The following is a 16,368-nucleotide window of genomic DNA, read 5'->3' as shown; positions in this document are numbered from 1 at the left end:
GGGGCGCCGAAGCAGTACCCACGGCGACCGTGGAACTCTTCGGCGCACCGAAGGCCGTCAGTGACCCGAGGTCGCCTTCAGCCCCACCACGGCGACCAGCAGCAGACACACGAAGAAGATCCAGGCGGCGGTGACCGGCTCACCCAGCACCACCATGCCGAGCACCGCCGCACCGGCCGCCCCGATGCCCACCCACACGCCGTAGGCGGTCCCGATGGGCAGCGACTTCGCCGCGTACGACAGCAGCACCATGCTCGCGACGATCCCGGCGCCGGTGAACACACTGGGCACCAGCCGGGTGAACCCCGCGCTGTACTTCATCCCGATCGACCAGCCCACCTCGAGCAGGCCGGCGACGACAAGCAGGACCCAGGCCACGACGGCACCTCCGGAAAAGATCTCTGAACGGGGGTGCGTCGTCTTTGCCTGAAGGCCGGGTTCCCGGTACGGCGCGTCTCGTCGGGCGGGCTTCCGACCCTAGCAAAGGAACGGCAAAGGGGCCGGTGACCGCGGTCACCGGCCCCTTGCCGCCGGCCGGTTCACCGGGGCGGAGTCACAGATACAGCCCGGTGGAGTCCTCCGACCCCTCGAAGCGGTCCGCGGCCACGGCGTGCAGATCCCGCTCACGCATGAGCACGTACGGCACACCGCGCACCTCGACCTCGGCCCGGTCCTCCGGGTCGAACAGAACCCGGTCGCCCGGCTCCACGGTCCGCACGTTCTGCCCGACCGCGACGACCTCGGCCCAGGCCAGCCGCCGACCGACCGCGGCGGTGGCGGGAATCAGAATGCCGCCCCCCGACCGCCGCTCGCCCTCACCGGTCTCCTGCTTGACCAGAACCCGGTCGTGCAGCATCCGGATGGGCAGCTTGTCGTGATGGGGGGTGCTGTGCTCGTTTCTGTTGGCGCTCACGCCTCGAACCTACCTGCCTTCGCCCCGCACGTCCGCGTCCGGGTCAGCCCTTGCGCCGCCGCGTGCCCATGGCCAGCAGCCCGACGACACCGACCGCGACCAGCGCGACGGGCACCACCCGCGCCATCCGCAGCGCGCCCTCCTCGTCGACGAACTGCGCCCTGACCTCGCTCACCACCCGGTTGACCTGGACGTAGGCCCGCCCGACGGTGTGATCGACCTGGGCGACGACCTTCGCCTTCGCATCCCCGATGATCGTCTGCGGGTGCACCCGCACCCCGATCTCGTCGAGCGTCTCGGCCAGCACTTCACGGCGGCGCTTGATGTCCGCCTCGATCTGCGCCGGGGTTCTGGTGTCCGCCGTGTCCGCCACCGTACGGCCTCCGAAGTCTGCCGAAGTCTCCTGATGCTGTCCCGAACAGTCTGTCAGCTTCTCCTCACGGCGCACCGCAAGGCCCCCCGGTTACGCTGGCCCGATGAGCGAGCGACTCCAGCCGGGGGACGTGGCCCCCGCCTTCACCCTCCCCGACGCCGACGGCAACGAGGTCTCCCTGTCCTCCTACCAGGGCCGCAAGGTCATCGTCTACTTCTACCCCGCCGCCCTGACGCCCGGCTGCACCAAGCAGGCCTGCGACTTCACCGACAACCTCTCCCTCCTGGCCGACGCCGGCTACGACGTCGTCGGCATCAGCCCCGACTCCCCGGAGAAGCTCGCCAGGTTCCGCGAGAAGGAGTCCCTGAAGGTCACGCTGCTGGCCGACCCCGACAAGAAGGTCACCGAGGCCTACGGCGCGTACGGCGAGAAGAAGAACTACGGCAAGACCTACCTGGGCGTCATCCGCTCCACGGTCGTCGTCGACGAGGACGGCAAGGTCGAACGAGCCCTCTACAACGTCCGCGCCACCGGCCACGTAGCCAAGATCATCAAAGACCTGGGCATCTGACCCCGCCCCGACGACTGGCGGCTCGCACCGGAAGGACGTGGTGCGAGCCGCTTTCTGTCTTACCGCGCGTGATGGTCCGGATAACCCGTTCGTTACTCCGTTCGCCCCGCCCCAACTGCCCTGCGGCCGCGAGCATCTGGTGCCGAGGGGGCGCACGGGGAAAGACGCTGCCCCGTACACTGGGCGAGGCACAACGGCCCCCAAGGCTGATTGTCCGTTTTGAGGCGGTCGTGGCGAAATAGGCGATACGCGCGGGTTTTAGGTGCCCGTGGGAGAAATCCCGTGTGGGTTCGAGTCCCACCGACCGCACGTGTGAGGGGCCGTCCGTCCGGGCGGCCCCTCGTCCGCTCTCAGCCCACCAGCTCCCGCACCACCGGTACCAGGGCGCGGAAGGCCTTGCCGCGGTGGCTGATCGCGTTCTTCTCGGCCGGGGTCAGCTCGGCGCAGGTGCGCGTCTCGCCCTCCGGCTGGAGGATCGGGTCGTAGCCGAAGCCGTTCGTGCCTGCCGGTTCGCGGCGCAGGACGCCCGGCAGCCGGCCCTCGACCACGCGCTCGCGTCCGTCCGGCAGGGCCAGGGCCGCGGCGCAGGCGAAGTGGGCGCCGCGGTGCTCGTCGGCGATGTCGGCGAGCTGGGCGAGGAGGAGGTCGAGGTTGGCCTTGTCGTCGCCGTGGCGGCCCGCCCAGCGGGCGGAGAAGATGCCGGGGGCGCCGCCCAGGACGTCGACGCAGAGGCCGGAGTCGTCGGCGACCGCCGGGAGGCCGGTGGCCTGGGCGAGGGCGTGCGCCTTGAGGAGGGCGTTCTCGGCGAAGGTGACGCCGGTCTCCTTGACGTCGGGGACGTCCGGGTAGGCGTCGGCGCCGATCAGCTCGTGGGGGAGTCCGGCCTCGGCGAGGATCGCCCTGAGTTCGGTGATCTTTCCGGCGTTGCGGGTGGCGAGGATCAAGCGGGTCATGCCCGCCACCCTATTTCCCCGCCCCCGCGCCTACAGTTCCGCCTGCCCGGCGCCCTTGAGCGTGCCGAGGTCGAAGACCGCGGCCATCCTGGCGAAGCCGAGGTCGCTGGGGTGGAGGTGGTCGCCGGAGTCGTAGTCGGGGCGGAGGCGGCGGGGGTCGTAGGGGTCGCGCAGGGCCTTGTCGAAGTCGACGACGGCGTCGTAGACGCCGCCCGCGCGGATCGCCGCGTTGACCTGCCGGCGGACGGCCTCCCGGGCCGGGGTCCAGCCGCGGTGGCCCTCGAAGGGCATGAGGGTGGCGCCGACGGCCCTCAGGCCGTGGGCGTGGGCCTCGCGCACGAGGGTGCGCAGCCCGCCGATGATCTTGTTCGGGTCGGCGAGGCGGGGGTTGCGCAGGATGTCGTTGACGCCGAGGTCGATGACGACGACCTTGACGTCGGGGTGGGAAAGGGCGTCGCGGCCGAAGCGGCCGAGGCCGCTCTGGTTCTCGGCGGGCCGGCCGAGTCCGTCGGCGAGGACCTGGTTGCCGCTGATGCCCTCGTTGACGACGCTGTAGCGCGGCACCTGGCGTCCGCTCTCGACGGCGGTGCGCAGGCGGCCGGCGAGGAGGTCGGGCCAGCGGTGGTTGGCGCCGATGGTGGAGGTGATGCCGTCGGTGATGGAGTCGCCGAAGACGACGACGGTGCCGTCGGCCTCGTTGCTGAGGACGTCCAGGCCGGTCACATAGCGCCAGTAGGGGGTCTGCTCGGTGTAGGGGGCGCCGGTGGCGTCCTCGGTGGCGTCCCCGGCGGCGACGTAGGAGATCTGCCGGGCGTGCGGGTGGTAGGTGACGGGGCCGGAGGGGGTGGGGGAGTAGGTGGTGACCAGGACGTCGGTGTCGTGCGGGACGGTGAGGCGTACGGCGTCGCTGACGGCCTGTTCGCCGGCGGGGATGACGACGGTGGTGGAGCCGTTGAAGGTGAGGCGGCGCATGGAGCCGGGGTCGGCCGCGGCGGCGCCGTCGCCCGTGGAGAGGGCGATGGAGGCGTGTGTGACGGTCAGCGGGGTGTGGCCGTAGAGATTGGACAGCGTGATGCGGGCACTCGTACCGCCGGTGCCGGCGTGGACGACGTTGCGGACGGAGTGGCCGGCGAGGCCTTCGGTCTCGGTGCCGGGTTCGCCGCCGACGGGGGAGGTGGACCAGGCGCCGACCCAGATGCCGGTGGAGGCGGGGGCGGCGGAGGATCCGTGGTGGGGGCGGTCGTCGCTGAAGGTGCCGCGCGCGGTGCCGCCGTCGGCGGCCACCGTGAGGTAGATGGCGGCGGACACGGCCAGGACCAGCGCGACGAGCGCGCTGAGCACCGCATAACCATGACGCTTGGTCATGCTTGTGTTGTTCTCCTCGGGGATGGGAGCCCGAGGCTCCGATCGTGATGTGCCCATGATGCGTCATGGGCGGCGGAGAGCTGTCGTGACCCTGTCCGAGCCCCCGTTCTGTCAGACGCCGGGAACTGTTGTTCCGTTCCGGGAGTCGGTCAGGAAGGGACAATTGTGTGCGGGATCACCGACGTGATCGCGGAGTTGATCCTCGAGGTGATCGCCGGACGTGATCACCGTACGGCCGAGCTGAACGGGTGGAGCTGATGGGACCTGCGGAGACCGGGACGGCGCAGGCGCGGGGTGTGTCGTACCGGACCATGACGGCCTTCACCCCGGCCGACGAGGAACGCCGGCGCGGGGTGCGGCGGATGAAGCTGACGGCGACGGCCATGCTGCTGTTCGTGGCGGTGGTCTATGTGCTGGCCAAGCTCGCCTCGCACGAGGGGGCGGGCGCGTGGGCGGGCTATGTGGCGGCCGCGGCGGAGGCCGGCATGGTGGGCGCGCTGGCCGACTGGTTCGCCGTGACGGCGCTGTTCCGGCATCCGCTGGGGCTGCCCATCCCGCACACCGCGATCATCCCCACCAAGAAGGACCAGCTGGGCGTCTCGCTGGGCGAGTTCGTCGGGGAGAACTTCCTGTCCGAGGACGTCGTACGGCAGCGGCTGCGCGCGGTCGGCATCGGCAGCCGGCTGGGGGCGTGGCTGGCGGAGCCGGAGCACGCGGACCGGGTGACGGCGGAGCTGGCGACGGCGCTGCGCGGGGCGCTGACGGTGCTGCGGGACGCGGACGTGCAGGCGGTGGTGAGCGAGGCGATCACGCGGCGGGCGAACACGCAGGAGGTCGCGCCGGGCATCGGCAAGATGCTGGAGAAGATCGTGGCGGACGGCGGGCACCGGCGCGCGGTGGACCTGGTGGTGGCGCGTGCGCACGACTGGCTGGTGCTGCACCGCGACGACGTGATGGTGGCGGTGGAGGGCGGCGCACCCGGCTGGACGCCGAGGTTCGTGGACCGGAAGGTCGGCGAGCGGGTCTACAAGGAACTGCTGCGGTTCGTCACCGAGATGCGGGACATGCCCTCGCATCCGGCGCGCGGCGCGCTCGACCGGTTCCTCACCGATTTCGCCTCCGACCTGCAGTCCGACTCGGACACCCGGGTGCGGGTGGAGCGGCTGAAGGCGGAGGTGCTGGGCCGGGGCGAGGTGCAGGACCTGATCGCGTCGGTCTGGACGGCCGTGCGGTCGATGGTGGTGGCGGCGGCCGAGGACGAGCGCAGCGAGCTGCGGGTGCGGGTGCGGGCGGCGCTGCTGTCGCTGGGGGCGCGGATGGCGACCGAGCCGAAGGTGCAGGGGAAGGTCGACAGCTGGGTGGAGGGCGCGGCGGTCCACGTGGTGACGACGTACCGCAAGGAGATCACCTCGCTGATCACGGACACGGTGGCGGGCTGGGACGCGGAGCACACCACCCGGAAGATCGAGGCGCACATCGGCCGCGACCTGCAGTTCATCCGGATCAACGGCACGGTGGTGGGGTCACTGGCGGGACTGCTGATCTACACGGTGACGCGAACGCTGGGCGCGTGAGCGGTGCGTGAGCGGTGCGTAAGGAGCGCGTGACGAGCGCTTGCGGGGAGCTCGAGGGCGCTTGAGGGGAGCTGAAGGGGCGCCTCTGAGGGGCTCGAGGGGCGCTTCCGACTGTTTCCGCGGGTCGGGGGCACCCGTTGTGCCGTCCCCCTTTCGCCGCCGGCGGGGGGACGTCCTTCGAGGAGGAGGGAGCCCATGAGCGCAGCCGAGGCGTCGTCGCCGGGCATCGGGAGGCCCGGGGAGACCGGCAGGACGATCACCACCGACATTCCCGCGCGGCTGGACCGGCTGCCCTGGTCCCGCTGGCACTGGACGATCGTGATCGGTCTGGGGACGGTGTGGATCCTGGACGGTCTGGAGGTCACGGTCGTCGGCAACATCGCGAGCCGGCTGGCCGAGCCGGGCAGCGGGGTGTCGATCACATCGAGTCAGATCACCGGTGTGGCGGCCGCGCTGTACGTGGCCGGCGCCTGCACGGGGGCCCTGTTCTGGGGGCGGCTGACCGACCGGTTCGGCCGCAAGAAGCTCTTCATGATCACCCTTGCGGTGTATCTCGCGGCCACGGCGCTCACGGCCGTGTCCTGGGAGGCCTGGTGGTTCTTCCTGTTCCGCTTCCTGACCGGGTTCGGCATCGGCGGTGAGTACGCGGCGATCAACTCCGCGATCGACGAGCTGATCCCGGCGCAGTACCGCGGCCGGGTGGACCTGATCATCAACGGCAGCTTCTGGCTCGGCGCGGTGGGCGGCTCCCTGCTGTCGATCGTCGCGCTGAACACCGACCTGCTGGCGAAGGACGTCGGCTGGCGTCTGACGTTCGCCCTCGGCGCCGTCCTGGCCCTGGTGATCCTGCTGGTACGGCGGCACGTCCCGGAGAGTCCGCGGTGGCTGCTGATCCACGGCAGGGACCGGGAGGCGGAGGAGATCGTCTCCGGCATCGAGCACCAGGTGGAGCAGGAGAAGGGGGTACGGCTGCCGGAGCCCGAGGGCGAGCTGGAGATCCACCAGCGCAAGAGCGTGACGTTCCTGGAGATCGCCCACACCGTGTTCGCCCGGTACCGCAGGCGGGCCGTGCTCGGCTTCTCCCTGTTCATCGGCCAGGCGTTCCTGTACAACGCGATCACCTTCGGCTTCGGGGCGATCCTGACGAAGTTCTTCAACGTGCCCTCGGACCGCACCGGTTACTACTTCGCGGTGATCGCGGTCGGCAACTTCTGCGGGCCGCTGCTGCTGGGCAAGCTGTTCGACACGGTGGGCCGCCGGGTGATGATCTCCTCGACGTACCTGCTGTCGGGCGTGCTGCTGTTCGGCACGGCGTGGCTGTTCGACCGGGGCGCGCTGAGCGCGGGGACGCTGACGGCCTGCTGGTGCGCGGTGCTGTTCTTCGCCTCGGCGGGCGCGTCCAGCGCGTATCTGACCGTCTCGGAGATCTTCCCCATGGAGACCCGGGCGATGTCGATCGCGTTCTTCTACGCCCTCGGCACCGCGGCCGGCGGCATCAGCGGTCCGCTGCTGTTCGCGGACCTCACGGGCACCGGCCGGGTCGGCGACACGGTCCTGGCGTTCTCGATCGGCGCGGCCCTGATGTGCGCGGCGGGCCTGGTCGCCGCCGCGCTGGCGGTACGGGCGGAGCGCCGCTCCCTGGAGGACGTGGCCCGCCCGCTGACGGCGGTGGCGAGCCGCGCCAGGACGGCGACGCGGGCGACCCGGGGGAGGCGGGGCCAGAGCGAGGGCCCCACGGCACCGCCGGCGGCGAGCACGCCATAACCCGGCCATGCCTTGGCCCGGCCATGCCTTGGCCCGGCCATGCCTTGGCCCGGCCATGCCTTGGCCCGGCCATGCCTTGGCCCGGCCATGCCTTGGCCCGGCCACGCCTTGGCCCGGCCGGGACGCAGCCCGGCCGGGCAGGTGTTCAGGCGCCGGTGGTGGAGCCGGGCCGCACGATCATCAGGACGGTCACGGCGGCCCAGAGCAGGTTGAACACCCCGGTGAGCACGGCGAGCCGCACGGTGTCCGTGCCGCGCCCCTCCACCAGCGCGCTCTGGGCGGGCAGCACCAGCGCGGCCAGGACGACGGCCGCGAGGGCGGTGAGCACGATGGACGCGATCAGCCACGCGCTCCCCAGCACGCCCATCTCGCTCGCGGTGGCGAACCCGAAGACGGGTACGGCGACACCGACCAGGGCGTAGACCCGGCAGACCCGGTGCAGCAGGCCCAGGGCCCCGGCGGCGCCCTCGTCGTCCGGGGCGGCGAGTGCCCGGCGCGCGGCGGGCGGGAACATGCTGGCGGCGACGGTCACGGGCCCGACCGCGACGATCGCGGCGAGGACGTGGACGACGAGGAGGAACTTGGTCACGGGGTGACCCTAGGGACCGGAAGGATCTTGCAGAACTGGCGAAAGTGCCAGCCTCCGACGGATTCCCGCCAGGCGGGTGGACGGGGTGCCGATCCGGCATCCGGGCAGCCAGGTGCTGGTGGGGTGCCGTTGGCCGCAATCCGTCGCAGCCCTAGGATCCCGCCATGCACTCCGTGGCCGTACTGGCGCTGGACGGCGTCATCCCGTTCGACCTGTCCGCCCCCATCGACACCTTCGGCCGGGCGCGCCTGCCGGACGGCCGGGAGCCGTACCGGGTGCGGGTGTGCTCGGTGCGGGACGACGTGAGCGCGGGCGCGTTCACGATGCGGGCGCCGTACGGCCTCGAGGAGCTGGCGGACGCCGACACGATCGTCCTGCCGGGCGTGGCCGAACCCCCGCCGGAGCTGCCGCCGGGCGTGACCGAGGCGCTGCGCGCGGCGGCGGCGAACGGCACCCGGATCGCGTCGGTCTGCGTGGGCGCGTTCCTGCTCGCGGCGACGGGCCTGCTGGACGGGCTGCGGGCGACGACGCACTGGCGGGCGGCGGAGCGGCTGGCGGCGCGGTACCCGGCGGTGACGGTGGACCCGAACGTCCTGTACGTCGACAACGGCCAGTTCCTGACGTCGGCGGGCGCGGCGGCGGCGCTGGACATGTGCCTGCACATGATCCGCAGGGACTTCGGCTCGGCGGTGGCCGCGCACGCGGCCCGGATGTCGGTGATGCCGCTGGAACGGGAGGGCGGGCAGGCCCAGTTCATCGTGCACGACCTGCCGCCCGCGCCGTCGGGCGCCACCTTGGAGCCGCTGCTGCACTGGCTGGAGGACCACTGCGGCCGCGATCTGCCGCTGGACGAGATCGCGGCGCGGGCCGGCATGAGCACCCGTACCCTCAACCGCCGCTTCCGCGAGCAGACGGGCACGACGCCCTTGCAGTGGCTGCACCGGGCACGGGTACGGCGGGCCCAGCACCTGCTGGAGACCACGCCGTACCCGGTGGAACGCATCGCCGCCCAGACCGGCTTCGGCTCGCCCACGGCGTTCCGGGAACGCTTCCGCAGGGTGGTGGGCACGAGCCCGCAGGCGTACCGGAGGGCGTTCCGGGCGGGGGAGAGGGTGTAACCGGGCAGGGCCTGGGGCCGGCGACGGCGTCTTTCAGGCCTGGCGGCTCCGGGCCTGGCGGCTCCGGGCCCGGCGGGTCCAGCCCTTGACCGGCGACGGCGTCCGTCAGGCCTGGCGGTATCAGGCCTTCCAGCCGGCGACGGCGTCCGTCAGGTCTGGCGACATCGGGTCTTACAGTCGGCGAAGGCGCCTCCCAGGCCTGCCGGTGTCAGGCCTTGCGGTCGGCGACGGCCCAGGAGGCGAGGGCGACGGCGCCGGCGACACCGAGGACGGAGGGCCAGGCGCCGACCTTCTTGGCCAGCGGGTGGGAGCCGGCGAACGCGGCGAGGTAGGCGGCGCTCAGCGCACCGGCGGCCTTCCCGCCTGCCTGCGCCCGCCACTGCTGGGCGGCGGCGACCCCGGCGGCGGCCAGGACGGCCCCGCCCAGCTGCCGCTTCTTGGTCCAACGGGCCACGCCGTACCCACCGACGAGCCCGGTCGCGGCGACGACCGCACTGGGAACCCTGGCCACGACAGCCTCCTCTTTCTCCTCTTTTGCGCTGTGTCCGATCCCGAGGCTAACGCGCAGCCGACCGCACGCCTCAGACCTGAGTCGAGGCTTGTCAAGTTTTCGGCGGAGAGTTATATAAGAAGGAGCCGTAGGGCATCGCATACCAGCCCCGTGGAGAGGAGTGACCTGTGATGCTCATGCGCACGGACCCCTTCCGTGAACTCGACCGCCTCACGCAGCAGTTCCTCGGAGAAGCCACGCGCCCGTCCGCGATGCCGATGGACGCCTACCGCGCGGGCGACGAATTCCTGGTCCACTTCGACCTGCCCGGCATCGACCCCGAGTCGATCGAACTGGACGTGGAACGCAACGTCCTCAACGTCCGGGCGGAGCGGCGCAGCCCCGCTCCCGAGGACGCGGACATGCTGGTCGCCGAACGGCCGACGGGTACGTTCACCCGTCAGCTGTTCCTCGGTGAAACCCTCGACACGGACCGCATCGACGCGTCGTACGAGGCCGGCGTCCTCACCCTGCGCATCCCGGTGGCCGAGCAGGCCAAGCCGCGCCGCATCCAGATCACGGGCGGCGACACGGGCCGCAAGGAGATCAGCGGCTGACGGCGGCCCCGCCGGCCGGCTGACGACACCGCGCGTCCCGGACTCCCAGCGAGCCCCGGGACGCGCCGCCCTGCGCCGAGCCGGACGGCCACCACCCAAGTCACCCAGGTCATGCCTTGGCCTGAATCGCACCTATAACAACAGCAGAACGGGGTATTCGGGACCCACCCACCCGATACCTCGCGGCGCGACCTGCCGATCCCCGGATCGGCGATCCGCCGAGTATCGAAGTGCCCGGAGGAGGAGCCACCACGATGACCGTGACGACCCCGCAGCCGAGAACGACGATCCCGACCCCGTCCCCCCTGGTCACCCGCGACCGCGACACCGACGCCGCACGCTGGCACGAACTGACCGAGAAGGTGCGGGAAGCGGGTCAGTACACCACGAGGGCGGAGGCGGAACGCGTGACACGCATCGTCCTCTCGGCCCTGGGCGGCCATGTGACCGGCGACGAACGCGTCGCCCTGGTGCAGGCGCTCCCCCAGGAGGCGGGCCGCGTGGTCGCCTCCCAGATCCCCGCGACCCACCCCCTCACAGCCAGGGAGTTCGTCGACTCGGTCGCCACCCGCATCGAGGGCGCGACCCCGGCGACGGCCCGCTGGGACGTCAGCTCGGTCCTCAGCGTCCTCGCGGACTGGGTGGGCGACCCCCTGACCACCGACCTCCTCGCCCAACTCCCCCCGGGCTACGCCCTCCTCTTCGGCCGCGCGGACCTGATCCCCACGGCCTGACAAGGCACCGGGCGCCGCACCACCCCGTGCGGCGCCCGCCGCGCCCCTCCTCCCCCGCAAGGCAGCCAATCCATCCGTCGCCCCCCACCGCGACCGCGCCCCCAGCCAACGACGCGAACGCAACACGCCCGGGGGCCCAACTCCGCCAAGCCGCCCACTTTTCCGCGGACCTACGGCAACCCCTCAGGGCAAGCTCCGCCTCACGTGCTCGGTCACGTGGCGCGGTCACCATCTGAGGGTGTTGTGCGCCAGGGCGCTTATGAAGGCGTGCCATGCCTTGGGTTGTACGCGGAGCGGTGTGGACTCCGTCTGTTTCGAGTCGCGTATGAGCGTGCCGGTGGTGGTATGCGCGCACTCCACGCATTCCGTCCCGCTGCCACCGCTGTAAGAGGACTTGTACCAGTGAACTTCCGGCTGCTCTGACATCAAGTCTCCTTGCTTACCCGCTCAATGAGCTCGGCCGACGACTCGAAGTCGAGCGCTTGAGCGCTGAGGTATTCGAACGCCAACTTATAACGATCCAGTTCCTGTGGTTTCTCCATGAAGAGGCCGCCGCCGATGAGGTCCACGTACACCACGTCGAGTTCTCGCGCCTGGCCGCGCAGGACGGCGAAGCTGCCTACGGCCGCTGCGTGCGCACCGCGTGCGAACGGCAGTACCTGGACAGTGATGTGCGGACGTTGAGCCTGGGTGAGCAGGTATTCCAGTTGCTGCCGCATGACCTGTCGGCCACCTACCAGCCGACGAATGGCGGCCTCGTCGATCACACACCAGATGTGTGGTGGCTCCTCACGCTCCAGCAACTCCTGACGCTTCATGCGGATGTCGACCATGTGCTGGACCTCGCGCTCCGGGCACTGGACCTCCGAGGCCCGGTGTACGGCTTCGGCGTACGCGCGGGTCTGGAGCAGGCCGGGGATGTACATACAGGCGTAGTGGTCCTCGCGCACGACCTCGTCTTCAAGAGTCAGCATGAGGTTCATGGACTCGGGAACGGGGTCGGCGAGAGAACGCCACCAGCCTTGGATCTTGGCGCCTTTGGCGAGCTCGACCAGAGCCAGGCGCTCCTCCTCCGTGGCGCCGTACTCGCGGCAAAGGGCGTCGACCGCCGGCCACTTGACCGTGCCTCCCTTCGTCTCATACCGGCTGAGTGTCGCCTTCGAGATGCCGACGCGGGCTCCCGCCTCCTCCAGGGTCAGCCCCTTCGACTCACGGAGCCGACGTAGGTCAGCACCCAGTTGACGCCTACGAGTGGTGGGTCCAACCCCCATGCCTACGGCCCTTCCTGTCGATGCGGTAGATCGTCCTCGCCCCCTGAGGGGTCTGCAAGGTGGTGCGCGCCGGGGCGCGTTGTGAACCCGTGTGCTCCTCCTCGCTCGGAATGAGAGTTCCATTTTGGAAGTCTCACTGCAACTCTTGGTTGTTATGAAGTTACTGAGCGCACGGGGTGCCTTCAGTTGGGAGCGAGGGAGCGGAGTAGGTCATGGACTGCACGGGATGCACGCCGCGAAGGGCGTGGAGGCTGCCGTTTCTAGCGGAGCTGGAAGAAGTTGCCGCGTTGCGGCGGATCCTGCGGCTGCACGTCGAGCGCTGGGGATTGCATGACCTCAGTGAGGCTGCCGAACTGTGCGTCAGCGAGCTCGTCGCCAACGTCATCAAACACGTCGGCCCGGGAACCCCGACCACACTCGCGGTCTCTATGAACGGGACGCGCTTGCGCATCGAAGTCCACGATCCCGACCCTCGTGCACTTCCGACACTCGTCCACGCGGACGCCGATGCGGAGACGGGGCGTGGCATGGCGCTCATCGAGGCCATCACCGATCGGTGGGGCGTCGACCTTGCCCCTGCGCGCAAGGTGACGTGGTGCGAGCTCCGTACGAACCTCAAGACGGCCGATGGGCACACGACGGGCCCGCGCGTGGTCCGGGCCACGAACGTTCTCCGGTACTACGCCGATGTGATGAACCTGCCGACAGGAGCCACGGTCGGCCGGCTGGGGACGGCAGTGGCCCAAGAGGCGGCGATCAGCGTGATCGCCGACCTCTTGCACTGGTTCGGTGCGCACGGACGAGACCCGGATGAGGTACTGGAGCGGGCGCAGACCCACTTTGAAGCCGACGTGGAAGCCCGCTGATCGTCAGCCTGAGTCAGCTTGCTGTGATGGCCGAGTACGTCCACACGTCCGCCGGTAGTTCGTGCTTCAAGCGCCATGTGATCGCCATCGGCTTGCTGCCCGTGTGGCTCTCGTAGGTGGCCGGGCCGAGGAGCATCCACGGCTGCGACTTTCCTATGTCGGTGTCTTTGTAGCGCCGCATGAACAGCAGGACGTGACTGCCGTGGTCCTTGTGGTGCTGGTAGCGCAAGCCAGTGGGGGAGTTGGCGGCGGTTGAGTTCTGCGACTCCCAGTGGAAGAGCGTTGGGCTCAGCGCGTAGTCCTTGTACCGGATGGTGGGCGAGAAGTCCTTCTCGTTCTTATCGAGGGTGATGAGGAGTGCGTCGGTCTTCAACTCCTCCACCCACTGCACACCCTGCGCGAAGGTGCGAGGCATCTGGCCACCGAAGCGGGCCACGCCGAGCGCGGCGAGGATTTCGGAGCGGTTGTAGGCGCTGTGCACCTTCAGCGGGACATGGCTGAGCGGGCCGGAGAGAGGGAGGGGGACATGGTCGGCCTGCTCGATGACGTGCGAGATCACTTGCCGCAGTTCGTCGCGGAACACTCGCTGCTCCCTCAGCGATTCCAGACCTTCCCGGAAGCTGGTGAAGCCGCCTGCGTTGTCCCAGAGGTTGAAGAAGAGCATGCGGGCATACAACTGGTCAGTGGGGCTGAGTTCCTCGTACGCAGGAGCGTCGTCCTGGAGGAGACGGAGGTAGGCCTGCGCGCGCTCCGGGTCGTCTACGTGCAGGAAGGCGTGGACCCGCTTGAGCAGTGCAGCTTCTCCAGAGGGTGCGGGTTCATCGATCAGGCCGGCGCGGCGCAGCACGGTCGTCCAGGCGTTGTCGCTCTTGTACAGCTCCTTGATCTCCCGGCGGCTCTCCCTCAGGTAACCGGCGAGGCGGGGCGTTCCATAGGTTTTGACCTCCTTCACCAGGGTCTTCACCGTGGCGCCGAGCTGGGTCCGGATGTTGTCCAGGACGAGGTCTTTCGACTTGCCCTCCAGGAGAATCTGGCAGCCCGACGGCAGCTGGGGGAAGTCGTGCTCGATGTGGTCAAGAAGCCGGTTCCGCGTCAGATTGGTCAGGGCACGGAACTGTTCTTCGAAGCGGAACTCGGCCCGGTGCTGCCCGATGAAGTCGAGGACGGTGAGCACGGGCTTCGTTTCGGTACGCCGCAGGCCCCGGCCCAACTGCTGAAGGAAGACGGTGGCGCTGTTGGTGGGGCGGAGGAGAAGCACCGTGTCGACGTCAGGGATGTCGAGCCCCTCGTTGAACAGATCGACGGAGAAGATCACTTGGAGCTTTCCGTCACGCAGGTCCGACAAGGCCTGGGCGCGTACGTCTGAGGGTGAGTCGCTGTCGAGCGCCACTGCCGCGAAGCCGGTCTCCCGGAAGAAGTCCGCCATGAAGTGGGCGTGCGCCTTGGTCACGCAGAAGCCCAGCGCCCGCATGGCACCGGGGTTGGAAACCTTGTCCCGGATCTGCTTGACCACGATCCGGGCGCGGGCGTGGTTGCCTGTGTAGAGGTTGCCGAGTTCGTGATCGGCGTACGAACCCTTCTGCCAGCCGAGATTCGTCAGATCCGTGCCGTCAGGGATTCCGAAGTAGTGGAAAGGACAGAGCAGATCGTTCTCGAGGGCTTCCCATAGCCGCATCTCGGCGGCGATCCGGCCCTCGAAGAACTCGTCTTGGACGTTGAGTCCGTCCATCCGCTCGGGGGTGGCTGTCAGGCCCAGCAGTTCCTTCGGAGTGAAGTGGTCGATCACGCGCCGATAGGTGGAGGCGGTGGCGTGGTGGAATTCGTCGATGACGATGATGTCGAAGTGATCGGGCGCCAGCTGCTCAAGACGCTGCACGTTGAGCGACTGGACACTGGCGAAGACGTGGTTCCACTCGCGTGGGTCCTGCCCTGCGTGGAGCAGCTCCCCGAACGAGGCATCGTCCAGCACCTCACGGTAGGTACGCAGGGACTGCTTGAGGATCTCCTTGCGGTGGGCCACGAACAGCAACCTCGGTAGGCCGCTCTCCGACTTGCGGCACAGGCTGCGGTAGTCGAGGGCAGCCATCACCGTTTTCCCGGTGCCGGTCGCTGCTACCAGGAGGTTGCGATGCCGTCCGCGGATCTCCCGCTCGACGGTGAGCCGCTCCAGCATGTCCCGCTGGTGGGGATAAGGGCGTACCTCTAGACCGGAAAGGCTGATCTTGAGGTCGGCGCCGGCGCTGGTGCCACTGGCTTGGGCCAGCGCTTCATCGAGGCGGGCGGCGTGGAGATCGGGATCGTACGTCTCGAACGCGGTGTCGTTCCAATACGCGTCGAAGGTCGCCTCGAACTTGTTCAGCACGGCCGGCGTCGCCACGGACGACAGCCGTACGTTCCACTCCAGCCCATCGAGCAGTGCCGCCTTCGAAAGGTTGGAACTGCCGACGTAAGCCGTGTCGAAGCCCGTCTTGCGCCTGAACAGCCAGGCCTTCGCGTGCAATCGGGTCGAACGCGTTTCATAGTTGACCTTGACGGTGGCGCCGAAGTCGCGGACCAGACGGTCGAGCGCGTGGCGGTCGGTGGCGCCGATGTAGGTGGTCGTTATGACGCGTATCGGCACGCCCCGCTCTCTCGCGGCGCGCAGGGAGTCTTCCAGGACGCGAAGGCCATACCATTTCACGAATGCGCAGAGCAGATCGATGCGGTCTGCCGTAGCCAGCTCCGCCCTGAGTTCGGAACCGAGGCTGAGGTCCTCTGGGGAGTTGGTGATGAGCGACGTCTCGGACAGCGGCGTCAAGGGGCGCAAGGCGTACACACCTGGAGCTTCCTGCCGGGCGAGAGTCAGAAGCTGGCGAGGGCCCTCGATAATGGAGCTGAGGGCCTCGGCTTCACTCGACTCTGGAGTGTGTGTAGCGGCCAGTGCATCGAGGATGCGGTTCGCGACTTTGACGCGATCCTGGGCGGGGACTTCAGCGAGCCTTCGGCCGACAGCTTCACCGATGTGCCGAGCCAGGACGTGGGGAGCGGAGTCCGGGCTGACCTCGGCGTCGATGGCTTTCCAGCCAGCCGCCTCGAATTGCGCCAGCTCATCGCGTACGTCATCCGTGATCAGCTTCTCGTAGACGCCAGCGATCGGCTCTGACTGGGCCATCGGTTCCGACATGACCGCT

The 16,368-nt window shown here is 69.5% G+C and carries 17 protein-coding genes and 1 tRNA gene; 8 read left to right on the top strand and 10 right to left on the bottom strand.

Annotation, left to right across the window (positions count from 1 at the left end):
* Positions 1-57: 57 nt before the first annotated feature.
* The 3 genes from ACGFZN_RS26580 to ACGFZN_RS26570 all read right to left on the bottom strand — a co-directional run bounded on the left by ACGFZN_RS26580 (position 58) and on the right by ACGFZN_RS26570 (position 1,286).
* Positions 58-378 (bottom strand): DMT family transporter, encoded by a 321-nt coding sequence (locus ACGFZN_RS26580; RefSeq protein ID WP_393860991.1) that lies wholly within the window; start codon positions 376-378, stop codon positions 58-60.
* Between the two features lie 175 nt (positions 379-553).
* The gene (locus ACGFZN_RS26575) at positions 554-913 is read right to left on the bottom strand and encodes a co-chaperone GroES (RefSeq protein WP_330339721.1); all 360 of its coding nucleotides are present in this window, start codon (positions 911-913) and stop codon (positions 554-556) included.
* A 43-nt stretch (positions 914-956) separates the two neighbouring features.
* On the bottom strand, positions 957-1,286 hold the full coding sequence (locus ACGFZN_RS26570; protein WP_393860990.1) for a DUF3618 domain-containing protein: 330 nt from the start codon (positions 1,284-1,286) through the stop codon (positions 957-959).
* A 103-nt stretch (positions 1,287-1,389) separates the two neighbouring features.
* Here ACGFZN_RS26570 and bcp point away from each other — a divergent pair, with 103 nt between their 5' ends.
* Together bcp and ACGFZN_RS26560 are read left to right on the top strand one after the other, a co-directional pair.
* Positions 1,390-1,857, top strand: coding sequence for a thioredoxin-dependent thiol peroxidase (bcp, locus tag ACGFZN_RS26565; protein ID WP_393860989.1), 468 nt, complete (start codon positions 1,390-1,392; stop codon positions 1,855-1,857).
* A gap of 224 nt (positions 1,858-2,081) precedes the next feature.
* A tRNA-Leu gene (locus ACGFZN_RS26560) sits at positions 2,082-2,166 on the top strand.
* 41 nt (positions 2,167-2,207) lie between these two features.
* Here the strand turns inward: ACGFZN_RS26560 and rdgB are convergent.
* Positions 2,208-2,810 carry an RdgB/HAM1 family non-canonical purine NTP pyrophosphatase gene (rdgB, locus tag ACGFZN_RS26555; protein ID WP_393860988.1) on the bottom strand — a complete coding sequence of 201 codons (603 nt, stop codon included), beginning with the start codon at positions 2,808-2,810 and terminating at the stop codon, positions 2,208-2,210.
* A 30-nt stretch (positions 2,811-2,840) separates the two neighbouring features.
* Positions 2,841-4,175, bottom strand: coding sequence for an SGNH/GDSL hydrolase family protein (locus tag ACGFZN_RS26550; RefSeq protein WP_393860987.1), 1,335 nt, complete (start codon positions 4,173-4,175; stop codon positions 2,841-2,843).
* Positions 4,176-4,432: 257 nt separating this feature from the next.
* Here ACGFZN_RS26550 and ACGFZN_RS26545 point away from each other — a divergent pair, with 257 nt between their 5' ends.
* On the top strand, positions 4,433-5,749 hold the full coding sequence (locus ACGFZN_RS26545) for a DUF445 domain-containing protein (protein ID WP_393860986.1): 1,317 nt from the start codon (positions 4,433-4,435) through the stop codon (positions 5,747-5,749).
* A gap of 195 nt (positions 5,750-5,944) precedes the next feature.
* Entirely contained in the window at positions 5,945-7,513 is a 1,569-nt protein-coding gene (locus ACGFZN_RS26540) for an MFS transporter (protein ID WP_393860985.1), read from the top strand.
* A 145-nt stretch (positions 7,514-7,658) separates the two neighbouring features.
* Here ACGFZN_RS26540 and ACGFZN_RS26535 read toward each other — a convergent pair whose 3' ends face one another.
* Positions 7,659-8,102, bottom strand: a complete 444-nt coding sequence (locus ACGFZN_RS26535) for a hypothetical protein (RefSeq protein ID WP_393860984.1) — start codon at positions 8,100-8,102, stop codon at positions 7,659-7,661.
* A gap of 164 nt (positions 8,103-8,266) precedes the next feature.
* Here ACGFZN_RS26535 and ACGFZN_RS26530 point away from each other — a divergent pair, with 164 nt between their 5' ends.
* Complete coding sequence (locus ACGFZN_RS26530) at positions 8,267-9,220, top strand: GlxA family transcriptional regulator (protein WP_393860983.1); 954 nt, start codon at positions 8,267-8,269, stop codon at positions 9,218-9,220.
* A gap of 208 nt (positions 9,221-9,428) precedes the next feature.
* Here ACGFZN_RS26530 and ACGFZN_RS26525 read toward each other — a convergent pair whose 3' ends face one another.
* Entirely contained in the window at positions 9,429-9,731 is a 303-nt protein-coding gene (locus tag ACGFZN_RS26525) for a hypothetical protein (RefSeq protein ID WP_330339730.1), read from the bottom strand.
* A gap of 170 nt (positions 9,732-9,901) precedes the next feature.
* Here ACGFZN_RS26525 and ACGFZN_RS26520 point away from each other — a divergent pair, with 170 nt between their 5' ends.
* A complete protein-coding gene (locus ACGFZN_RS26520) occupies positions 9,902-10,327 on the top strand; it encodes an Hsp20/alpha crystallin family protein (RefSeq protein WP_393860982.1) in 426 nt (141 codons plus the stop codon).
* A 254-nt stretch (positions 10,328-10,581) separates the two neighbouring features.
* Complete coding sequence (locus ACGFZN_RS26515) at positions 10,582-11,061, top strand: DUF2267 domain-containing protein (protein ID WP_393860981.1); 480 nt, start codon at positions 10,582-10,584, stop codon at positions 11,059-11,061.
* 225 nt (positions 11,062-11,286) lie between these two features.
* Here the strand turns inward: ACGFZN_RS26515 and ACGFZN_RS26510 are convergent, their stop codons facing one another.
* Both ACGFZN_RS26510 and ACGFZN_RS26505 read right to left on the bottom strand, forming a co-directional pair.
* Complete coding sequence (locus tag ACGFZN_RS26510) at positions 11,287-11,487, bottom strand: DUF397 domain-containing protein (RefSeq protein ID WP_393860980.1); 201 nt, start codon at positions 11,485-11,487, stop codon at positions 11,287-11,289.
* Positions 11,487-12,332: a helix-turn-helix domain-containing protein gene (locus ACGFZN_RS26505; protein WP_393860979.1), complete on the bottom strand. Its 846-nt coding sequence runs from the start codon at positions 12,330-12,332 to the stop codon at positions 11,487-11,489. Before ACGFZN_RS26505 ends, ACGFZN_RS26510 begins: the two co-directional genes overlap by 1 nt.
* A gap of 212 nt (positions 12,333-12,544) precedes the next feature.
* Between ACGFZN_RS26505 and ACGFZN_RS26500 the strand changes: the two genes are divergently transcribed.
* On the top strand, positions 12,545-13,198 hold the full coding sequence (locus tag ACGFZN_RS26500; protein WP_393860978.1) for an ATP-binding protein: 654 nt from the start codon (positions 12,545-12,547) through the stop codon (positions 13,196-13,198).
* A 13-nt stretch (positions 13,199-13,211) separates the two neighbouring features.
* Here ACGFZN_RS26500 and ACGFZN_RS26495 read toward each other — a convergent pair whose 3' ends face one another.
* Positions 13,212-16,361, bottom strand: coding sequence for a DUF3427 domain-containing protein (locus ACGFZN_RS26495; RefSeq protein WP_393860977.1), 3,150 nt, complete (start codon positions 16,359-16,361; stop codon positions 13,212-13,214).
* Positions 16,362-16,368: the final 7 nt, after the last annotated feature.

Source organism: Streptomyces sp. NPDC048192, from assembly GCF_043202415.1.
Lineage (GTDB): Bacteria > Actinomycetota > Actinomycetes > Streptomycetales > Streptomycetaceae > Streptomyces.
Note: the sequence above shows the minus strand (reverse complement) of the source record. Positions and strands in the feature narration are given on the sequence as shown.

Excerpts from the sequence above, each read along its gene's own strand:
- ACGFZN_RS26515 (WP_393860981.1), top strand. The coding sequence starts at position 10,582 with ATGACCGTGACGACCCCGCAGCCGAGAACGACGATCCCGACCCCGTCC.
- ACGFZN_RS26495 (WP_393860977.1), bottom strand. The coding sequence starts at position 16,361 with ATGTCGGAACCGATGGCCCAGTCAGAGCCGATCGCTGGCGTCTACGAG.
- ACGFZN_RS26530 (WP_393860983.1), top strand. The coding sequence starts at position 8,267 with ATGCACTCCGTGGCCGTACTGGCGCTGGACGGCGTCATCCCGTTCGAC.
- ACGFZN_RS26520 (WP_393860982.1), top strand. The coding sequence starts at position 9,902 with ATGCTCATGCGCACGGACCCCTTCCGTGAACTCGACCGCCTCACGCAG.
- ACGFZN_RS26550 (WP_393860987.1), bottom strand. The coding sequence starts at position 4,175 with ATGACCAAGCGTCATGGTTATGCGGTGCTCAGCGCGCTCGTCGCGCTG.
- rdgB (WP_393860988.1), bottom strand. The coding sequence starts at position 2,810 with ATGACCCGCTTGATCCTCGCCACCCGCAACGCCGGAAAGATCACCGAA.
- ACGFZN_RS26505 (WP_393860979.1), bottom strand. The coding sequence starts at position 12,332 with ATGGGGGTTGGACCCACCACTCGTAGGCGTCAACTGGGTGCTGACCTA.
- ACGFZN_RS26510 (WP_393860980.1), bottom strand. The coding sequence starts at position 11,487 with ATGTCAGAGCAGCCGGAAGTTCACTGGTACAAGTCCTCTTACAGCGGT.
- ACGFZN_RS26545 (WP_393860986.1), top strand. The coding sequence starts at position 4,433 with ATGGGACCTGCGGAGACCGGGACGGCGCAGGCGCGGGGTGTGTCGTAC.
- ACGFZN_RS26500 (WP_393860978.1), top strand. The coding sequence starts at position 12,545 with ATGGACTGCACGGGATGCACGCCGCGAAGGGCGTGGAGGCTGCCGTTT.
- bcp (WP_393860989.1), top strand. The coding sequence starts at position 1,390 with ATGAGCGAGCGACTCCAGCCGGGGGACGTGGCCCCCGCCTTCACCCTC.
- ACGFZN_RS26540 (WP_393860985.1), top strand. The coding sequence starts at position 5,945 with ATGAGCGCAGCCGAGGCGTCGTCGCCGGGCATCGGGAGGCCCGGGGAG.